18 protein-coding genes are annotated in these 20,341 nt (G+C 42.0%); 3 read left to right on the top strand and 15 right to left on the bottom strand.

The window, feature by feature from the left end:
• Nucleotides 1-420: 420 nt before the first annotated feature.
• Both ccsA (SNE25_RS13700) and SNE25_RS13695 read right to left on the bottom strand, forming a co-directional pair.
• Nucleotides 421-2,883, bottom strand: coding sequence for a cytochrome c biogenesis protein CcsA (ccsA, locus tag SNE25_RS13700; protein ID WP_321565666.1), 2,463 nt, complete (start codon nucleotides 2,881-2,883; stop codon nucleotides 421-423).
• A 9-nt stretch (nucleotides 2,884-2,892) separates the two neighbouring features.
• On the bottom strand, nucleotides 2,893-3,306 hold the full coding sequence (locus tag SNE25_RS13695; protein ID WP_321565665.1) for a cytochrome c maturation protein CcmE domain-containing protein: 414 nt from the start codon (nucleotides 3,304-3,306) through the stop codon (nucleotides 2,893-2,895).
• Nucleotides 3,307-3,538: 232 nt separating this feature from the next.
• Here SNE25_RS13695 and SNE25_RS13690 point away from each other — a divergent pair, with 232 nt between their 5' ends.
• Nucleotides 3,539-3,685: a hypothetical protein gene (locus SNE25_RS13690; RefSeq protein WP_321565664.1), complete on the top strand. Its 147-nt coding sequence runs from the start codon at nucleotides 3,539-3,541 to the stop codon at nucleotides 3,683-3,685.
• A 265-nt stretch (nucleotides 3,686-3,950) separates the two neighbouring features.
• Here SNE25_RS13690 and SNE25_RS13685 read toward each other — a convergent pair whose 3' ends face one another.
• The 5 genes from SNE25_RS13685 to SNE25_RS13665 all read right to left on the bottom strand — a co-directional run bounded on the left by SNE25_RS13685 (nucleotide 3,951) and on the right by SNE25_RS13665 (nucleotide 8,582).
• Nucleotides 3,951-5,387, bottom strand: coding sequence for a Glu/Leu/Phe/Val family dehydrogenase (locus SNE25_RS13685; RefSeq protein ID WP_321565663.1), 1,437 nt, complete (start codon nucleotides 5,385-5,387; stop codon nucleotides 3,951-3,953).
• Between the two features lie 152 nt (nucleotides 5,388-5,539).
• On the bottom strand, nucleotides 5,540-5,749 hold the full coding sequence (locus SNE25_RS13680) for a CcmD family protein (protein ID WP_321565662.1): 210 nt from the start codon (nucleotides 5,747-5,749) through the stop codon (nucleotides 5,540-5,542).
• A gap of 1 nt (nucleotide 5,750) precedes the next feature.
• Nucleotides 5,751-6,425: a cytochrome c biogenesis protein CcsA gene (gene ccsA, locus SNE25_RS13675; RefSeq protein ID WP_407667025.1), complete on the bottom strand. Its 675-nt coding sequence runs from the start codon at nucleotides 6,423-6,425 to the stop codon at nucleotides 5,751-5,753.
• Between the two features lie 118 nt (nucleotides 6,426-6,543).
• Nucleotides 6,544-7,734: a carboxypeptidase-like regulatory domain-containing protein gene (locus tag SNE25_RS13670; protein WP_321565661.1), complete on the bottom strand. Its 1,191-nt coding sequence runs from the start codon at nucleotides 7,732-7,734 to the stop codon at nucleotides 6,544-6,546.
• Nucleotides 7,735-7,898: 164 nt separating this feature from the next.
• Complete coding sequence (locus SNE25_RS13665) at nucleotides 7,899-8,582, bottom strand: heme exporter protein CcmB (protein WP_321565660.1); 684 nt, start codon at nucleotides 8,580-8,582, stop codon at nucleotides 7,899-7,901.
• A 131-nt stretch (nucleotides 8,583-8,713) separates the two neighbouring features.
• On the opposite strand from SNE25_RS13665, the gene SNE25_RS13660 reads away from it, so the two are divergent.
• Nucleotides 8,714-9,199 carry a methylated-DNA--[protein]-cysteine S-methyltransferase gene (locus SNE25_RS13660; protein ID WP_321565659.1) on the top strand — a complete coding sequence of 162 codons (486 nt, stop codon included), beginning with the start codon at nucleotides 8,714-8,716 and terminating at the stop codon, nucleotides 9,197-9,199.
• A 3-nt stretch (nucleotides 9,200-9,202) separates the two neighbouring features.
• Here SNE25_RS13660 and SNE25_RS13655 read toward each other — a convergent pair whose 3' ends face one another.
• From SNE25_RS13655 to SNE25_RS13620, 8 genes are all read right to left on the bottom strand, one after another.
• A complete protein-coding gene (locus SNE25_RS13655) occupies nucleotides 9,203-11,131 on the bottom strand; it encodes a hybrid sensor histidine kinase/response regulator (protein WP_321565658.1) in 1,929 nt (642 codons plus the stop codon).
• Nucleotides 11,132-11,158: 27 nt separating this feature from the next.
• Nucleotides 11,159-11,749, bottom strand: coding sequence for a chemotaxis protein CheB (locus SNE25_RS13650; protein WP_321565657.1), 591 nt, complete (start codon nucleotides 11,747-11,749; stop codon nucleotides 11,159-11,161).
• Nucleotides 11,739-12,566 (bottom strand): CheR family methyltransferase, encoded by an 828-nt coding sequence (locus tag SNE25_RS13645; protein WP_321565656.1) that lies wholly within the window; start codon nucleotides 12,564-12,566, stop codon nucleotides 11,739-11,741. Before SNE25_RS13645 ends, SNE25_RS13650 begins: the two co-directional genes overlap by 11 nt.
• Nucleotide 12,567: 1 nt before the next feature.
• Nucleotides 12,568-16,008, bottom strand: a complete 3,441-nt coding sequence (locus SNE25_RS13640) for a response regulator (RefSeq protein WP_321565655.1) — start codon at nucleotides 16,006-16,008, stop codon at nucleotides 12,568-12,570.
• 89 nt (nucleotides 16,009-16,097) lie between these two features.
• On the bottom strand, nucleotides 16,098-16,523 hold the full coding sequence (locus SNE25_RS13635; protein WP_321565654.1) for a hypothetical protein: 426 nt from the start codon (nucleotides 16,521-16,523) through the stop codon (nucleotides 16,098-16,100).
• A gap of 90 nt (nucleotides 16,524-16,613) precedes the next feature.
• Nucleotides 16,614-16,943, bottom strand: a complete 330-nt coding sequence (gene gldC, locus SNE25_RS13630; protein WP_321565653.1) for a gliding motility protein GldC — start codon at nucleotides 16,941-16,943, stop codon at nucleotides 16,614-16,616.
• Nucleotides 16,944-17,074: 131 nt separating this feature from the next.
• Nucleotides 17,075-17,341, bottom strand: a complete 267-nt coding sequence (locus tag SNE25_RS13625) for a hypothetical protein (protein ID WP_321565652.1) — start codon at nucleotides 17,339-17,341, stop codon at nucleotides 17,075-17,077.
• Nucleotides 17,342-17,437: 96 nt separating this feature from the next.
• On the bottom strand, nucleotides 17,438-18,784 hold the full coding sequence (locus SNE25_RS13620) for a DEAD/DEAH box helicase (RefSeq protein WP_321565651.1): 1,347 nt from the start codon (nucleotides 18,782-18,784) through the stop codon (nucleotides 17,438-17,440).
• A 329-nt stretch (nucleotides 18,785-19,113) separates the two neighbouring features.
• Between SNE25_RS13620 and SNE25_RS13615 the strand changes: the two genes are divergently transcribed.
• Complete coding sequence (locus SNE25_RS13615) at nucleotides 19,114-20,145, top strand: IS110 family RNA-guided transposase (RefSeq protein WP_321565310.1); 1,032 nt, start codon at nucleotides 19,114-19,116, stop codon at nucleotides 20,143-20,145.
• Nucleotides 20,146-20,341: the final 196 nt, after the last annotated feature.

Below are 20,341 nucleotides of genomic sequence, written 5' to 3'. Positions count from 1 at the left end.
AACGGTTAGAAAAACTGCACAAATCATGGTTTGATAATTGCACATTTACCGATCAATACACTGTTGCTCAAAGAGGAGACTATTATATGAGTTAGACCACGCCGCCTCAAAATTGACCACCCTTGATGATGTACAAAATGGTGTATATTATTACTATTATAATAAAACCCATCACAAAGCCGACTATAGCAATAAGTGCATTTAAAATGATAGCTACATTCTTATTAAATGTCTTAAAAAGGCCTTTTCTTTTTACCTTTAAATACAGGTAGCGACTAAGTATTAACCCAAAAAAAATGCTGAAGGTATATATAATAACATTTCCTATCGCATGCTCCATAGAATAGATTGCTTCGTACCTCGCAATGACGCGTGGATAAATATGATAAACTCCACGATGCTACACAATTGCGTATTAAGTTAAACTGTTTTCAGCTCCTTTTTTCTGCGGCTTATAGATAGCACAAAACCCACTACCATAATGATGGTTCCTGCCCAGAAGAAATTGATATAAGGGAATTGGATAGCCTTCATCACAATAAATTTCTTTTTACTTTCAGGCTGCTGGTAAACCATGATCTCTACCTTCTTGTTCTCGGGTATCACCTTGCTGAAACGTAGTTTTAAGCCGGCATCTTCAACTTTGCGGGCAAAATCAAACACGTTACCGCTTTTTATCATGTAAACCGGAGTAGCCTCATATTTTTTACCGTGCGATACAATTTCGAGCTTAGCACCGATAGCCACATCGCTATCAGTAAGCGGAATGTTCTGCACCTTGGCTTCTTTGTTCAGGGCTTTTAATAAAATATAGCCGTCGCGGTACCTGATGGTATCGCCGGGGGCAACCTCATGGCTTACAGGTGCATCGTAGTTCTTATCATCATTAGCTTCGTCATGGCCTTCCGCAGCATTTGCGTCGGCGCCATCAGCAAGCGGTGCAGGATAAAACATGGTGATATGCGTGTACATATCATGAAACAAATAATGCTTGGTATCAGGCGAAGCCGACATCTGTCCGCGGCTGATCAATGCTTTAGGTTTAAGCACAAACTCGTTCTCTACTTTACCATCAGAGCCTATTTGTTTATAATCAACCTTAAAAAAATGATTGGGCGACGAAATAGAATCGCCGGTATAGGTTACCATATAATCACCCATTTTCACTGGCTCATTCTGGTATACCAATATATTTTCGCGCGGGTTTTGTTCTTTGGCAAACTCAGGCGAAAAACCTTCGCCGGTATTATTAATAGAAATAACCCTACTGGTGCCTGCCGCAATTAAAGCGCCTATCAATAAAAAACCAAAACCAATGTGCGCTACGGCCGAGCCGGCCAGTTTAAATTTACCTTTAAATGCGTCGGTCAGTATTTTACCATTCGCAATAACCGAGTACACTGATCCCCACATAACCAGTATAAATACAAAGTTTAGTTTGGAAATACCTGTAGCATAAACAATTAGTGCGGTTACCAACATGGCGAAAAGAAGATAAATACCCGTTGTTATAAAAAAGCGGGTAACATCTGTTTTTTTATACTTTAAAAATTGAGCAATGCCGGTAAGCAGCGTTATTATAAATGCAAATGATGATTGTATAACATTATAATGTTTAACAACATCAGAAGGTGGTGCTATCTTGGTGCCGAACATAGCGTTCCAAACCGGTACCGATGTTACTACTACCAGGTGAAAGCATGACAGGCCTAAAAATATAGCGCCTACAAACATCCAAAACTCGCGTGAGTAGGTTTCTTCGTCTTTTTTTGTAATGGGAAGTTCCTTCCACCTGGCTACGAGCAATACTACCGATAGGATCAGGAATACCAGTACGCCTATTACCAATTGCCAGAACATGCCATTATCTGTAAAAGAGTGAACCGAAGTATCGCCCAAAATGCCACTGCGTGACAGGAACGAAGAGTACCATACCAGCACAAAGCTGATAAGCACCAAAAAAGTAGCTGTAAAATAAGAATGACCGGTATTTTTATACACTACAAGTACGTGCACTGCAGCCACCATCGTAATCCAAGGGAAGATAGAAGCATTCTCTACCGGGTCCCAGGCCCAGAAACCGCCAAAATTCAGCGACTCATATGCCCAGAAGGCCCCCATGATAACACCTGTACCCAATATCATACACGCAAACAAAGCATAAGGTATAGCCGCAGCTATCCATTCTTTGTAACGTTTTTGCCACAGCCCCGCTATAGCATAAGCAAAAGGTACCACCATCGACGCGAAACCCAGGAAAAGTGTTGGTGGGTGAATGATCATCCAATAGTTTTGCAGGGATGGGTTCATGCCTTGCCCGTCTTTTATAAACCCAAGATAATCCGGGTTTGAAAAAATAGGAGCTTCAAGCGCATTTCTTAGTAGCAAGAAAGGCGAGCTGCCTATCCGTTGACCTAAAATTTCCACACCAAGTACCATGGTTGCCAGCGCCACTTGTGAGAAGGCTACAACTGTCATTACCGGGCGTTCCCATGATTTGGCCCTCCAAATCAGTATATTTCCTAATACAGCCTGCCAAAACGACCATAGCAGGAAGCCTCCCTCCTGTCCGTTCCAGAAACCCGATACTATATAGTAAACAGGCAAAGAGCGCGAGGTGTACGCCCAGGCATAATGATACTCAAAATAGTGATTATAAATTACATAGAACAGGCATGTTCCCATGCCCAATATGGAAATGGAATTGATATAAAAGCCTATTCGGCCAAATCGTTGCCATGAACTATCGGCCTTGCCTTTATCGTCGGTTGTCGCGAAATAATAACTTATGAATGATAACAGGGCGGCTCCAAAAGAAAGAACAATAAAAAACTGACCTATTTGCCCCGGTAAAAGGTGTTCACCTTTAAAAACTGTATCCATCAAAATGATTTATATACTGGCCTGTTGTTTGGCCTTGGCTTCTGTAACTTCTAATTTGTCCTGGGTGTATTTCGAAGGGCATTTCATCAGGATTTTGGAGGCATGAAATTCCTGGCCTACCATTGTGCCTGTAAGCACCAATTGCTCAGAGCGTTCAAAATCTTCGGGTTTGGTACCGGTAAATATAACCTTGCGCTCATCTCCATTATTATCCTTCATGTAAAATGAAAAATAATTAGCATCCTTGGTGGCATCATAAAACAACTCTTTTGATTTGTTCAGATGACCAACTATATGCAGTTCACTTTTAGTTTTTTGAGCGTCGCCAAAAGTACCATAAGTGCTGGAATTTGAATAAACACTAATGATAACCGCTATAGCTATAGCTATAACAACAAGACCAAAAATTGCACTTTTCTTCATTCTGCGGCTTATATATTATAAAATAGTATGCAAAAATACAAAACGTTGAGCTAATAACGTTTATTACAAGACATAAGTGCTATTTAGAATCATTCTTAGTAGATACAAAACGCTTATGGGTGTCATGCTGAGCTTGTCGAAGCATGGTGGACCGGCCTCTGCTCGCCCTTCAACAAGCTCAGCATGACAGCCCCATCTTTTTAATTCTTATATTTATTTAAACGGATTACTAATGAGCAACGAGAAGATAATCAGACCGGAGTGGGTACCATCAGCGTATCAGCACAATGGAGATGCTCCTGCCAAACCCAAAGTAGACAACAACACTTTGCTACCCGGAAAAGGTATTTATAAACGGGAGAAAAAGAAGCACAAGTAAATTCGAATTTCGGATTAAAGTTTTGTCATTGCGAGCGATAGCGTGGCAATCTCACCCATATCGAGCAAACCTGCATAGTACGCGATTGCTTCGTTCCTCGCAATGACGCGCGAATACGGTAATCATAAAACAAAGCGGGGCGGGTTAAACCCGCCCCGCGTGGCAATCTCTCCGTGCAGATCGCCCCTGCATAGTTCGCGATTGCGTCGTTCCTCGCAATGACATGTATTTTGCTAATTTCTACATGTAGCTTACTAATTTCTATTTACGGCCAGATACCTAAGTTCTGATACGATACGGCTATTTTGTTGATAGCGCCTACCATGGCTGCGCTGCGTAGGGTATCAATCTTCTCGTTGTTCTTATAAATCTCCCTGAGCTCATGGTACGAGCGGATCATGGTATCTTCCAGTCCGGAGTTTACCAGTTCGAGCTCAGATGCACCTTTAATAATGGTGGAGCGTTGTATAGGTGTTAATGCCACACCGGTAATACCCTCAACCATGTTTACCAGGTTAAGGTTAGAGTTTTCTTCAAACCTGCGGTTCATACGACCGAATGCCACATGGCTCAGGTTTTTAAGCCACTCAAAGTATGATACGGTTACACCGCCTGCATTGGCATACATATCGGGGATGATGATACCGCCATTGGCGTAAAAAATGGCCTCGGCCTCCGGCGAGGTCGGACCATTAGCACCCTCGGCTATAATTTTAGCCTGTATATTACGGATATTATACTCAGTGATCTGGTTTTCTAAAGCTGCAGGTACAAGGATATCACATGGCTGCTCCAGGCCTTCCATAGTATTGGTGAACTCCTGCTGTGCACCGGCATAACCTAAAATAGATCCGCTTGCTTTACGGTGCTGAAAAACGGCTTCAACATCAAGTCCGTCTTCATTGTATATGGCGCCTTCAAACTCACAAAGGCCAACTATTACGGCCCCAAATTCAGCTAAAAACTTAGCCGAATAATAGCCCACGTTACCCAGGCCCTGTACTATTACGCGTTTACCCGCTAAACCTGGCAGCAAACCCAGTTTCTGCATGTCCTCGCCCACGCTTACGCACTCGCGGACGGCAATGGCCACACCACGACCAGTAGCTTCACGACGGCCGGCTATACCATGCAGGGCAATGGGTTTACCGGTTACCGCGCCCATGGCATCCAGTTGTCCCGGGTTCATGGTAGCATAAGTATCGGCAATCCAGCTCATTTCACGCTCGCCCGATCCATAATCAGGTGCAGGTACATCGATGCTTGGACCAATAAAGTTCTTCTTGATCAGCTCTACTGTGTAACGGCGGGTAATGTTTTCCAGCTCGCCTACAGTATAGTTTTTGGGGTTGATTTTGATACCACCTTTAGCGCCCCCGAAAGGTACGTTAACAATGGCGCATTTGTAGGTCATGAGGGCGGCCAGCGCCATTACCTCATCCTCATTTACCATTTCGCTATAGCGGATACCGCCTTTGGTTGGTGATTGGTGGTGAGAGTGCTCAACGCGCCAGGCGTCAATTACCTCAAAACTGTTGCCCTTGCGAATAGGGAAACGGAAACGGTAAACGCTGTTACATGACTTAATCTGGTCTAATAAACCGGCGTCATGTTTGGTAAATTGTGCAGCGTAATCAAAGTTTTTACATACGTCGCCAAAGAAGTGTGTATCCTGGTCAGCAACTAAAATATTCGTAGCCATAATTGTTGTATAAATATTAAACTCTTAAAAAAGTACGCAAATTTGACGTTATTTTTATCAATATTGCAAATATTTTATAGTTAGTGTGCGCTATACACATCTTAACAACAACACGAAATCTATGTTTAAACAACATAGATAAATTTTTTAGACTACTTTTCCTTTTCGATTTTTTTTAATCTTCTATCGATAGAAAACAGGTAAAAGGCCAGGCCCGCGAAAATAATACAAATGGTAGCTATCACTACGTATATTTTGCCCGAGCTGCGCATGGTATCAGCCATTTCAACCTGCTGGGTAGGCTGAGCAAAAACCGCAGTACAGCACACCAGTAAAAACAATAAAAAGATTATTTTTTTCATATTAATTTATAGCGTTCCTTTTATTTTCAATTAAACGTATGCGGTAACGGATAGTAGCTATCCATAGCGCAATAAAGCTCCAACCCAGCATTGCCGGATAAAAAGCGATCTTCATACCGTTATCAAGGTCATATTTTCCAAATGCGGGATTACCGCCGCTACCGGGGTGCAATGAGTCGGTGAGCCGCGGTAAAACAAATATCAGCACAACCATTACCGGGAAGGCGAAAATGTTATAAATGGCCGATATTTTAGCTCTCTTTTGCTCCTCGTCAATGGAGTTACGCAGCACCAGGTAAGCGCAGTACAACAGAAAAGCTATAGCCGCGCTGTTTTGTTTAGGGTCGCCGCTCCAAAACTCGCCCCAGGTGTATTTTGCCCACAGCATACCGGTTAAAAGCCCAAGCGAATAAAACAGCAAACCTGTATTCACACATTCAACCGATGCCAGGTCATCTTCTTCCCTGCCATGACGTAAATATTTAATGCTGAAATATACCGATACCACAAACACCGTTAACATTCCCATCCACATGGGCACATGAAAGTACAGGTTACGTATAGTTTCGTGAATGATGGGCAGCCGGGGGGCCTTAAATAACAACCCTGTGTAAAAGGTGGATAACACCAATAAAACGGCTATGACCTTCCACCATGTTTGATAAATAAATTTCATATTGATTGATGCGACAAATGTAGTGAATTATTAGCTTACTGATTCATTTGTTTTAGTTCGCTGGTTCGCAATAAAAACCAGACAAGACCAATGAACATGTGAACTAATGAACAAAAATTCAGTCACCCGGCTCGTAATCAACTGGCAGCAGATCGGCCAGCTTGGCTTTTGACCAAGTGCCCTCATACTGTGGACTTGGGTTTGAAACCACAATACCATTCATATCAAACAAAATATAGCCTTGGAATAAGGTAACAATACTGGTTTCAAAATTGCCCATATCAAGCGGACGGTAAACATCCTTAAACTCCGTCATCTCTTCTTTTTTAGTGTATACTACATACAAAAAGTGCGGGCAGGTAAGCGCAAATATGCCTTGTTGCGGTGTTTTACGCAATATCTCGAATGATTGATAGGGTATGCGCACCAGGTTCTCCCTGTTCCACTTGGTAAGGTTTGATATTTTGTACCAGTTGATCAGCGAATCGCGGTTGGGCGTAATATCCCTGTACCTTTTAATTTTTTGAAGGATCAATGCTTCGTCAGGGCGTTCGCGGTTAGGCAGTCGGGTAAAATCATGCGCCTCAAAACCTTCTTCCTTTAACTTATCTTTATACAACGACCGGTAGAAATGTTGGGGCGAGCCATAGTATGCTTCTTCACGCTTTTGCTTCCAAACCTTCTTTTGTTCGGCCGAACCAGGCAGCTCTTCAAAAAGCGCCTTGCCCGAGTATTGAATCGTGTGTTCGATAGCATCACTCAAAAAACTCTTCAGTAAAAACTTAGTACGGTAACCCAACGCCCGGTTCTCTACCACCAGAAACTCATCGCCAGATGCCTCCAGCTGTTGTTTATTGCGATGATAAATAAGGTTGAGGATATGCGGGTTTACAACCCGACAAAGCTTGGAGTTTTCGGTAGTGCCAATAAAATCGCGGCGGAACAGTTCATAGTTCTTTTTCCAGTCGGCCGCGCTGCTGATCACCACTTCGCGCAGCATCAATACTTTTTGCGTTAGTTCAATGTTCAGCTTTACCGGGTCGCGGCCCACCTGTATGATTTGCGAATAATCCTCATAGCCAACCGTAGTAACAACCAGTTCGTATTGGCCGGGCTTAACTCCCGCCAGCGTAAATGAGCCATCTTCGGCCGTTGCGGTTCCGTAAGTAGCGTTGCTTAAAAACACACTGGCCTTAGCTACAGGATTTTTGCCATTGGCATTTACCACTTTACCGGTAATAGAAGTGTTTTGAGCCAGCGTAATAAACGGGCATAAAATAAAAATGACAATGATCCAGTAAAGCCGCATCAATCAGGAATACAATTTTTTTTCAAGTTACTAAAAAACACATTTTTTATGAACGCTTAATGAATTGTGAAGATATTTATTTAGTACGTTAATATTTTTACAAAGTAACAAGGGGAGAATACAAATTATATTGACAACGAGTTCAAAGATGCTTAACAGGTAGCTTAATCCCTCCACAAAAAAGGGAAAAGCAGAAGCGCGGTGGTAATTACAATGGCGTTTATGGCACATAAAACACCTATGTCGCCCAGGCTCAGGCTCCGGTCTATACCGTCCATAGCATTTTTGCTCAGACGTATAAGTACCAGTATTACCGGTATAATAACCGGGAAACTTAATATAGCCATCAGCGTACCATTGTTGCCGGCCTTTGAAGCTATGGCCGATATCATGGTGAACACGGTTGAAAAGCTTAAACTGCCCAGTAATACTATTAAAAAGTAAAAAAGAGGGTCGCCAAGTGTATTGGTGAAGAATACCATATATACTACCAGCGCCAGCACACTTAACAACGACATGAGCAGTATATTATAAAGGGTTTTTGACAGTATAATAGCCTGCGGGCTTGCTATAGAATAATAATAAAGCAGGCGGTTCCTGCTCTCCTGCATAAAGCTTTTGGCAATGGCGTTAACTGAGGCAAACAGCATAATGATCCAGAACAAAACATTCCACACCACCGCATACCCACTGCTACCGCTGAAACCCGCTGTTAAATTGAACGATATGTAGCAAACAAACACGGTTGATACCACATATAACAAAACACCATTAAAAGCATATTTAGAGCGCCATTCCAGCAAAACTTCCTTTTTAAACAGGTGCCAGGTTTCATTAACGAGCTTCATACCTGCAAATGTAGTAATTAGTTCACTGCTTCAATTGTTCATTTGTTTGATTGCCGCTATTGCTTTAATTTTGGATTAATTATATAACCAGGTCACCATTTATATTGTCAACCTGTAAAAACTAAAACAAAATGCCTGTAGCATACTGCCGCACCCCGCTTGGTATAACCCGCATAACCGAAGATGATGGCTTTATTTCAGCTATATCTGCGCTGGATGAGGAGCGTGAGGTTACGCCTGCCCCTACCGCATTGCTTCAGTCGGCAATAGATCAGTTAGATGAATACTTTGCAGGAACAAGAAAAGTGTTTGATCTGCCTATTAAACAACCCGGCACCTCTTTTCAGCAAAAAGTGTGGAACCAACTATTGCAGATCAATTACGGCAACACCATCAGCTATGGGCAGCAATCAAACAAAATGAACGATCCGTTGGCCATAAGGGCCATAGCCGCCGCAAATGGCAAAAACAATTTGTGGATAGTAGTACCTTGCCACCGGGTTATTGGCTCCAATGGCAGTTTAACCGGATATGCCGGCGGCCTTTGGCGCAAGCAATGGCTATTGGAGCACGAGGCCCGTGTTATGGGCATTGGCCAAACCAAACTGCAATTTTAACCGCTATGCCTCTACTTTCAATAAACGGCTCATTTTTTCGTGCAGCTGGTAAGGCTGAAATGGTTTGGCAAGTACATCATTCATACCTGCCGACAACGCTTCTTCCTGCTCATGATCAAATGACGAAGCAGAAAGCGAGATTATAGGTATGCTTCTCTTGGGTTCGGCAAATTCAACACGTATAATTCTGGCTGCCTCATATCCGTTCATTTCGGGCATGTGCGTATCCATCAGTATCAGGTCATAGTTTTTCGCACTCAGCTTTTCAATCGCTTTGCGGCCATTATCAACCATCTCCACATTCACGTTCCAGTCTTTTAATATTTTCGAAAGCATAAACTGGTTCACCATGTTATCTTCGGCAACCAATACGCTTATATTATTAAAAGGGGTAAGTGTCTTATCCGGCTTATTGGTTACTCTTTCTACCGGTTTAGCAGCTATAGTATGCCAGTTTATAAAATTAAAAATACTTCCCTTACCTAATTGGCTGGTCACTTCCAGTTCGCCGCCTTTCAGCTCGGCCAGTTTTTTAACAATGGTTAAACCAAGGCCGGTACCGCCATATTTGCTCACGGTATCCTCTTCGGCCTGCTCAAATGATTCAAATATTTTATTCAGCCGGTCAACCGGTACGCCTATGCCCGAATCCTCAACGCTGTATTTGAGCTTAACCTTATCATTGTGTTTTTGCAATACAGATACCCTGAGCTTTACATAACCCCTTTCGGTAAATTTAATGGCATTGCTCAAAAGGTTCATCAGTATCTGGTTTAACCTAAGCGAATCAACCATGAGGTTATCAGGTACCTCGCTGTCAATTTCGAGCAGAAACTCAATATTGCCTTCATCGGCCCTGAACTTAAGCAGGTCAAATACCGATTTAACCAGCTCTCGTATATTGTTTGGCGCACGTACAATGTTAAATTTACCGGCTTCAATTTTTGAAATATCGAGCACATCATTTATTACCCCAAGTAATGATTTGGATGATGTTTCGAGTAAATCGAGCATACCTTTTTGCTGTTCGTTCAGGTTGGTACGAAGCAGCAGGTTGGTAATGCCTATAATACCATTAACCGGTGTGCGTAACTCATGACTCATATTAGCTAAAAAGGTTTCTTTTACTTTTTTGCTGTATTCCGCATTCTCCTTTGATTTGATAAGCTGCTCCTGGTAACTTTTTTGAGGGGAAATATCGCTGATGTTTATAAAAATGGTTTTATTATGATACGATGCGCGGCACTCCACCCAAATAACACGTTTATCAAAAGTTATAAACTGAAGTTCGAAAACCGAAAAGCTAAGGTTGTCTTTAATGATCTCGCCAAGCTTTTTGCGGAACAATTGCTGCTGTGCTTCAATTGAAAGGTCTACAATACTTTTACCCAGCAGTTCGGCTGCTTTAAAGCCCATTATGGTTTCAACCGCTGGGTTGATGTTGTTGATACGAAGATTTTGTGCATCAACGGAGCAAATAATATCGGCCGAGTTTTTTACCACAATGGCAAAATTCTGGAGCTCTTCGTTCTTTAATTTAATTTCGGCCTGGGTGCGGGCCAGGTGTACAAATGAATCAACCTTGGCCGATGTGATATATGGATCAAGCGGTTTATATAAATAATCAACTGCGCCGGTACCAAGCCCCTTTACAGCATACTTGGTTTCTTTTGATATAGCAGTTACAAATATCACCATGATATCCTTCGTGCGTGGATTTGATTTAAGCATTTCAACAAGTTCAAAGCCATCTATTCCGGGCATTTGAACATCAACCAAAGCAATGGCCATAGGCGTTTCCCAGGCTATTTTAAGGGCTTCATTTGGTGATGTTGTAGAAAACATGCGAATATCATCGCGTTTTAACAGCGCTTCAAGTGCTATAATATTTTCTTCTTTATCATCAACAATAAGAATATTAACGGGGTTCATTTATTCATTATATTAATGTACGGTGAATCATTGTATTTGTAAAAGTTCAAATATCTCTTCTGTTCGCAAAATATAGGTTGCGGCACCTATGTTAATAGCTGCAGCCGGCATCTCGTCCATTTCTGCATCATCCGGATGCTGGGCTATGGTAACCGCGCCGCTATTCCTTAACTTAAGCATCCCCTCAGCACCATCCTGGTTTGCTCCCGACAATAAAACTGCCATGCAGCGTTTATCATAAATTTCGGCCGCACTTTCAAAGGTCACATCAATTGATGGTTTTGAATACCAAACAGCCTCCGATACATCAAGACTAAAATATCCTTCCTTTTCAATGAGCGTATGATAATTTGCAGGCGCTATATATATGGTATTCTTTTTCAGCACGTCCTTATCCTCAATTTCGTGCAGGGGTATACTGCTATTTTCGGCAAAAAGTTTCTCAATCTCGCTAAAAAAGTTCCGCTTACGGTGTATAACTATGATCACCACCTTATTTAAACTGGCCGGTAATAATTTAACTATCTGGAACAACAGTTTAAACGACCCTGCCGACCCGCCTAACAGCAGGATTTCGGTAGTGCGCCAGCGCTCCAGTAAATTTTTATCAGGCCCCAATTTTTTGATAAATATTTTCCTTCTGATTGATCACCTTAAACTTTTTCTTAAAAAAGTCTGACCGTATGGTTTCTTTACTGCCCAGGCATAAATAACCAAGCGGGCATAAGCTCTTATAAAACAGTTCCAGTATACGTTCCTGTAACGCGGTTTCAAAATAAATAAAAACGTTGCGGCAGCTTATAAGCTGAAACTCGTTAAAAACATCGTCAGACACCAGGTTATGCACCGAAAATAAGGTATTCTGTTTCAACTCATTATGTACAGATGCGGCATCGTACAAAATTGTAAAATTATCAGATATGGAGCCTTTTAACCCTGTGAACTGATAGTTTTCGGCATAATTTTTTATGTTACGAAGGCTGTATATACCTTTGCGTGCCTCCTTAAGAACCTCAGTATTAATATCGGTACCGTATATAAATGATTTTTTGCCAAGCCCTGCATCGCGCAGTAATATAGCCAGCGAATAAACCTCCTCGCCCGTTGAACAGCCGGCGCACCATATTTTGGCATGCTGATAGGTTGACAGATAAGGTATTACCTGCAGATTTAACGCCTTATAAAAAGACGGATCACGAAACATCTCGGTAACGTTTACCGTAATTTCTTCTAAAAAATCCTGGAAGAAATGCTGATCATTAACCAAAATATGTTTCAGATCATAAAACTCCAGTTTTTTAAGCTGCATTATCCTGATAATCCGCCTTTTTAACGAAGCCTTGGTATAACCCGAAAAATCAAACCCATGTACCCTTTTTACCAGGTCAATAAGTTCAGTTATTTGAGGGGCCGTTATAACTGAAGTATCGTTCATACTAACTTTCAAGCCACAATTGCATCAATGAAATAAGCCTGTCCATATCAACCGGCTTGGTTATATAATCATTGGCGCCGGCTGCAATACATTTTTCACGGTCGTCTTTCATTGCCTTCGCGGTCAATGCTATTACAGGTAATTTAGCCCATTTGCTTTGTTTACGTATATACCTTGTGGCTTCGTAACCATCCATTTTAGGCATCATGATATCCATCAGCACAATGTTAATATGAGGGATCTCCTCCAGTTTGGCTATTGCTTCTTCGCCATCATTGGCTATTTCAACAACAAGGTCATAGCTTTGCAGCGCGCTGCTGAGCGCAAAAATATTGCGCATATCATCATCAACAATAAGCACTTTTTTACCTTTCAGGGCCTCTTTACCCTTGGTCGGCATTTTTGCTTTGGTAAATGACGGCGACTGGTCATGCAGGTTAGCCGATGATTCGCTGATCTTATTCAGGAACAGGTTTACCTCATCAATAAGCCTGTCGGCAGATTTATTGGTTTTTACCACCATGGCATTTGCATATTGCATGAGCCTGTTAACCGATGTTTTGTCGAGCTCCATGGCAGTATTTACAATTACCGGTAACGAAGCAAAACGATCAACCTCCTTTATTTTGTCTAACAAGTCAAGCCCTGATATATCTGGCAGATTAAGGTCAAGTATTACACACTGGTATTCATTTTCATGAAGCATCCTGAAAGCCGATTCCCCATCAAATGCCTGGTCAACAGTAATATCCTGCCCCTGCATCATATCTTTTAAAGCCTGGCTTTGCGCCCTATGATCCTCAACCAATAATATTTGTTTAAAGCGGGTACCGCTTTGCAGCATGATATCGGTAAAAAGCTTATCCAGCGTTTCGGTATTTATCGGCTTTTTAAGGAAACTGATGGCTCCCTCGCGGCGAACACGGTTAGCAGCCGCCTCACCTGCCGACATGAGGTGCACCGGTATGTGCATAGTTTCTTCATCATTTTTCAGCTCTTTCAAAATTTGCCAGCCATCTTTACCGGGCAGCATGATATCCAGTATCACGGCATCGGGCATATTTTCTTTTACAGCTTCAACAGCGTTGGTGCCTTCATGTACCATTACCGATTTATAGCCATGTTCGCGGGCATAATCCTGAAGTATGTTGGCAAAGTTCTTATCATCTTCAACAATTACAACCAGCGGATCACGGTCGCCGCGCACGGTTGCAGGTTTTAAAAATGTGTTTTCTGCTGCAAGGGTTTGGGTGGTTGGCAATATCTCGTCTTCAAGCAGTACCACCTCTTTGGCTTCAAAAGGTATGGTTAACACAAACTCACTGCCTACACCCTGTTCGCTGCTCAGGCTTATGCTACCACCAAGCAGGGTGGCCAATTCACGGCTTATTGATAAACCCAAACCTGTGCCGCCATATTTGCGACTGGTTGAACCATCAGCCTGCTGAAATGCCTCAAATATGAGAAGCTGCTTTTCGGCAGGTATGCCAATGCCCGAATCTTTTATGGCAAAACTAATAGTATTCTCTTTTTCGCCTGGTTTGGCATTTATAGATATAGAACCATTTTCGGAGGTGAACTTAAAGGCGTTGGATAGCAGGTTTTTAATAACCTGTTCAACACGCACCTTATCGGTAAATATGGTTTTGGGTAGGTTTTTCGCCGTACTGGTAGTGTAATTGATTCTTTTATTACCGGCAACCTCGGCAAAAAGCATCTCCATGTCGCTCAAAATTTCGGATACCTTGATGTTTTCGTTTTGCATATCGAGTTTACCCGATTCAATTTTAGAAAGGTCAAGGATATCATTAATGAGCGTAAGCAGATCGTTACCTGCATTAAAAATTACGCTGGCATATTTTATCTGGTCTTCTGAAAGGTTTGCCGGTTTATTATCTTTTAGTATGCGGGCCAGCACCAGGATACTGTTTAGCGGGGTACGCAGCTCATGGCTCATGTTGGCCAAAAACTCGGATTTATATTTGCCTGTAGTTTCCAGCTCATCAACCTTAAGATTAATAGCCGCGCGGGCCTGCTCAATGGCCTGGTTCTTTTCTTCCAGCAAACTGGCTTTTTCTTCCAATTCGGCATTGATGGTACGCAGCTCTTCCTGCTGTACGCGCAACTCTTCTTCTGATGCCTGCAACATTTCTGTTTTGTTCATCAGTTCTTCGTTGGTAACGCGCATTTCTTCCTGCTGTGCTTCCAGTTCTTCGGCCTGTTGCTGGGTTTCCTCAAACAGGTCGTGCATAATAGTGCGCGCCTGTGCCGTATTAACAGATATGCCTATATCATTAGCTACTGCCAGGATATAATCCTGGCTTTCCGGCGGCAGCTCATTGGCATAAGCAATTTCCATTACTCCCTTTAGTTTTTTATCAAAAAAGAAAGGAATGATAAAGCTTTCGGTTAAGGCTTCTTTTACAACAGACGATTCAAGCGCGAACCGCTCATTCAGTTTACCTTTAACTACAGCCGCTTTTTCATCCCGGGCAACCTGCCCTAACCAACCTTCGGATAATTGAACCGTTTTTTTAATTAAATCGGGATTATGAAAAGCGTACGACGCATATAGCTCCAGGCGCTGATGTGTTTCATTATACAGGTATAAGGTACCCGCAGCGGCTTTGGTATAGGTACAAACCTCCGCCAGTATATTGCCGGAGAGCTCCTTTTCGCTCTGTTGCCCCTGCATTTTTTCGTTAAGCAAACCGGTGCCTGTGAGCAGCCAATTTTTAGCTTCATTTTCCGCAAGCACTTTACCCAGCTCAATATTGGCTATCTTAATTTCGTCCTCAATTAATTTCTGTTTATCAAAAGTGCTTTGTATATAGAAGAACAGTAGCATGATAATGAACAGGAAAATAAGCGAGCCCCCGATAATAATAATAATGGCCAGGTCAGATGCCTTTTGTGAACTGTCTTTGCGTATTGCGAGAACATTGTTTTCTGAATCAATAATATGAGTAACATGCATCCTGATCTGATCCATATTTCGTTTACCATTCAGGAACATCCCGTTCTGAACCATATACTCAAGGCCCTTGCTCTCGCGGGTATCAATATTTAATTTCAGCAAGTTGCGCTGATCGGCAACAATGAGGGTCAATGAGTCTATCCTTTTTTGTTGCTGCAGATTATCCTTAGTAAGATCACGGAGCGATTGAAGATCAACGCTGATACGGGGTAAGGCATCATTATACGGAGTAAGAAATGTTTTATTACCGGTAGCGCCATAACCACGCATACCCGTTTCAGCATCAATAAGATGCTGTAATAAATTATTTGACGATTTAATAACCTTTTGTGTATGATCAACCCAATCGGTATCATCTTCTAACTGCCTGATGCTGGTGTAAGCTAATACCCCAACCACCAAAACAAGTATAATGGATATAACAAAGCCCGCTAATACCTGCCGGCGGAAAGAAAACTTTAACATGTAGACGCGTTATTTATAGGCTACAAATATGTTTAAAAAAAACCTTTTTACTATGTAAAAAGGTTAATAAACATTTCAGGAATAGTTTATTAGCTATTCGTTTCCGGTATTTTTACTGTCGGCTTTCTGATGCTTAAAGCACCCGCAACTGCAAATAAAGCTCCTGCCAGCAACACATACCATCCCCATTTAAATTTAATTTGTTTGGCCAAAAAGGCTTCAAATTTATGGAATGGGATAAAACTAAAGGCAAAATGAATTTTTAACAGCGCTGCAATAAACAACATAATCACCAGCGCTGCCGACACCCAGGCAGTTGCACGGATAATTTTAGGCTGATTTAAAAATGAGGCCGCTATACCTATTATGGCTGCCAGCAGCATTACCAAACCATAGGGCTGGTTAAGCTGATAAACATTCCAGCTTACAATGTGAAAAGGGCGCAGTAATGGGCAATATGTACCTGCAAAAAGCAGCACAAAACCCACAAATGATAAAATAGAACTGATACGCATGTTTAGGTTTTATAGTGAGTAGTGAATGGTGAGTGGTAAATGGTGTATTTAAATTAACTACTCACCATTAACTACTCACTGCTCACCAACTTATTGTTTTATCTCCATTTTATCGGCAAAGTGGGCGCAGTAGTCACGCAGGTCTTCTACAATATTCTTTTCGCCGGTAGCACGCAAAAAGCTATCGCCCATGGTTTGCAGGGTTTCATAAAAAAAGCGTTTCATTTCGTCAACCGGCATATCTTTAGTCCAGAGGTCAATACGCAGGGTATTTTTGTAGCTCTGATCCCAAAGGGCCAGCATCATTGATTTTACTGGCAGTGCCTCCTTGTTTTGCGAATCGGTTGATTCCCACATGATGTTTTCCGGCACGTTATTATCGTCAAGGCTGATGGTCAGCTTTATTTCGGCAGTTTTCATTTAGTAATATTCTTTTTATATGATAATCATTTTTTCAGGCCGCAAGTATGCTATTTTTAAACGACCGGCTTATAATACTTTTGTAATTTTTAACTATAAGGTTTTTCTCTTTAGTAAGTACAAGTAAAACTTTATTTAACCATTAAAAATATAATAACCACCAGGGCGATAAAGCACAGCTCTATTATCCACAATTTTTTGAGTTCGGCAAAAAAATTACGGAATATCAGGTCAAGAAAAAACACCACGGCAGCGAACAGCAAGAATATCCACCCTATGGTACCGCTCCAGTTTTCGAGCGGCCGGCCGGCAATTTTAGCGCCATATATCCAAATATAAGCTGCTACCACAATAAAAAAAGTAGTGGCAAAATTTAAAGGGGTAATACGGAGTTTCATGTATGCTTAATTGTTGAATTAGTTATTTATTGAATTAGTGTGCTTTATTTGCACATCTAAAATATGCATCTGCGCATTTATTATTTATTTGCCTGCCTAACGTTTTTTTCTGGGTGATTTACTTTTTGAACCTGGTTTGCCAGCCTTACCATACCGGGCTTTTTCTTTGGCAGCATCAAATTTTTTGCGCTGATTGAGAGTTTTCTTTTCGTGAAAAGCGCCCTTAAACTCGGGATCTTCTTTGCGCTTTTGCATGTCGATCTCTTTGTTTTGCTCCTGCCGTTCGTCGTAACCGGTTTCCTCTATAAATACATCATCCGGAATGGCCGAAACCGGGATGCTTTGCTTGATGAGCTTTTCGATCTTTTTCAGATAATACTCCTCAGCCGGCCCGCAAAAGGTGATAGCTTCGCCCGATTGCAGCGCCCTGCCTGTGCGACCAATACGGTGCACATAATCCTCAATCACAACCGGTACATCAAAGTTTATCACGTGGCTCACATCGCTCACATCAATACCGCGTGAGGCCACGTCGGTTGCCACCAGAATTTTCACCTCATCATTCTTAAAAGAATTGATAGAGTTGATGCGCGTATTTTGCCCCTTGTTGGCATGCAGCACCCGCACTTCATTTTCCCCAAACTTGCGCTGCAAAAACTTGAATACATCCTCGGCCGCTACACGGGTTTTACAAAATACAATAAGCTTGGTGATATCGCCTTCCTGATCGAGCAGTTTCTTGAGCAGGTTTATTTTGGTTTTATTGTTGGGCACATGGTACAAATGCTGGTTTACCGTTTGCGCCGGTGTAGCCTGCGGTGTTACCTCAATAACCGTTGGGTACTCCAGGAAATTGTTCGACAGCTCATGTATCTTGTCGCTCATGGTGGCCGAAAATAGCAAGTTTTGCCGTTTAACGGGTACCACTTCCAGTATGCGGTTTATCTGGGGCATAAAGCCCATATCCATCATTTTATCTGCCTCGTCTAACACCAATACCTGCAGCGTTTTGGTAACGATGTGGCCTGCCAGGTAAATATCCATAAAGCGGCCGGGGGTGGCCACAATAATATCAACCCCTTGATTGATCTGTTCAATTTGCGTTTTAGGACCCAGGCCACCATAAAGTACCACCACCCGCAGATCGGTATTTGCGGCAAATATTTTTACGTTCTCTTCAATTTGCATGGCCAGTTCGCGCGTTGGCGAAATGATCAAAGCACGCGGGTTATCTCCCTGGGCATATTTTAGCTTCATGATTATGGGCAGCACATAGGCGGCCGTTTTACCGGTGCCGGTTTGCGCTATACCCATTACATCCTGCCCGTTCAATATCGGGGGGATGGCTTTTTGCTGTATAGGCGTAGCTTCGGTATAACCGGCATCGGCTATCGCGTTCAATATTTGCCGGTTAAAGTTAAATTCATCAAAAGTTACTGCCATGCCGCAAAGATAGGCTTTTTGTTGAAAGAGATGGGTTTGAGAATTGTGAACCTGCCGACTCACCCCGCCTGCGCTTCGCTGGGCGACCCTCCTATGTTTGTTATCAAATGATAAATTAGCTTAGCATAACAAAAGTGGAAGGAAATGAGAGCAGAGGACGACCCAAACAATCATAAGATATGTTCAGAGAGAGATACTGCCTCATTTCTTTTTATCCTTTAGAGTTTGAACAGAATGTAAGGAATATTGCATAGCGATATATCCAGGATATCCAACCAGGAGAGCAAACGAAGAAGGGTTATTCACTTTTGATATATTTAATTCAGGTGATGACAAGAATTTTAAAGCAAGTAGCCGGCATAGATGTGGCTCAAAACGAATTAGTAGTATCGTTAGGAAGAGTTGATGAATTTCTTTGTAAAGAAATTTATTCCTATAAGACATTTGCCAACAAGCCATCAGGTTTTGCTGCTCTACAGCTATGGATAAATAAGCATACGGACAATCAGGTATCTGTTCGTTATACTATGGAAGCCACCGGTGTTTACCATGAAAAATTGGCTTATTACTTATCGGATCAGGGTTTTGAGGTAAGTGTTGTATTGCCTAATAAGATCAGTAGTTACATGAAAACGCTGGAGATAAAAACGATCACAGATAAAACAGCATCGCAGGCTATATGTCAGTTCGGATTAGAACGATCACTTGATCTCTGGCAACAGCCAAAAAAGATATTCAGGGATCTGAAGCAGTTGACAAGAGAACGGGATCAGATCGTAGCCGACCGTACAATGGCTAAAAATCAATTGCATGCAGAACAGGCAGAGGCTTTCCCTAACGACAGAAGTATATACAGGGCGAATCAGCGGATCAAGCTACTCAATGAGCAGGAAAAAGAGATCAAACAAGAGCTGGCTGTATTTGTAAAAACAGATAAGGAACTACATAAAAAGATAGACTTGATTACTTCCATATCAGGAGTAGGAGATCTTACAGCGGTAATAGTATTAGCAGAAACCAATGGCTTTGAGTTGATCAGAAACAAAAAACAGTTGATAAGTTTTGCCGGGTTGGATGTTATCGGAAAAGATTCGGGTACATCAGTAAAAGGGAAACCCAGGATCTCAAAAAAAGGGAATCGGCATATTAGGAAAGCGATGCATATGCCTTCTTTAAACGCGATCAGAAATGATGAGCGCTTTAAAGCGATTTTCGTTAGACTGGTATCCAAACACGGCATTAAAATGAAAGCAGCAGTGGCTGTACAAAGAAAAATACTGGAAATGATTTATACGATCTGGACAACAGAAAAACCTTATGATAAAGAATATTTACAAAAAACAAATATAGCAACAGCTTAAAAGAGTTAGGGCGAATAAAACACGAAGTCATACCGCCCTAAGCAAGCTGACATAAAGCCGCCTTAAGTAAACAAAATTAAAAATTATTTGATAAGTAACACAGAATCTCTCTCCGGCTTCGCCGCAAAGAGGGTTGAGGAGTTTTTTATCCCTATGCATTTCAAATCCCTCTTTGCACCGCAGGTGTAGAGGGTGA

This window comes from Mucilaginibacter sabulilitoris (genome assembly GCF_034262375.1).
In the GTDB taxonomy this organism is placed as follows: domain Bacteria; phylum Bacteroidota; class Bacteroidia; order Sphingobacteriales; family Sphingobacteriaceae; genus Mucilaginibacter; species Mucilaginibacter sabulilitoris.
Note: the sequence above shows the minus strand (reverse complement) of the source record. Positions and strands in the feature narration are given on the sequence as shown.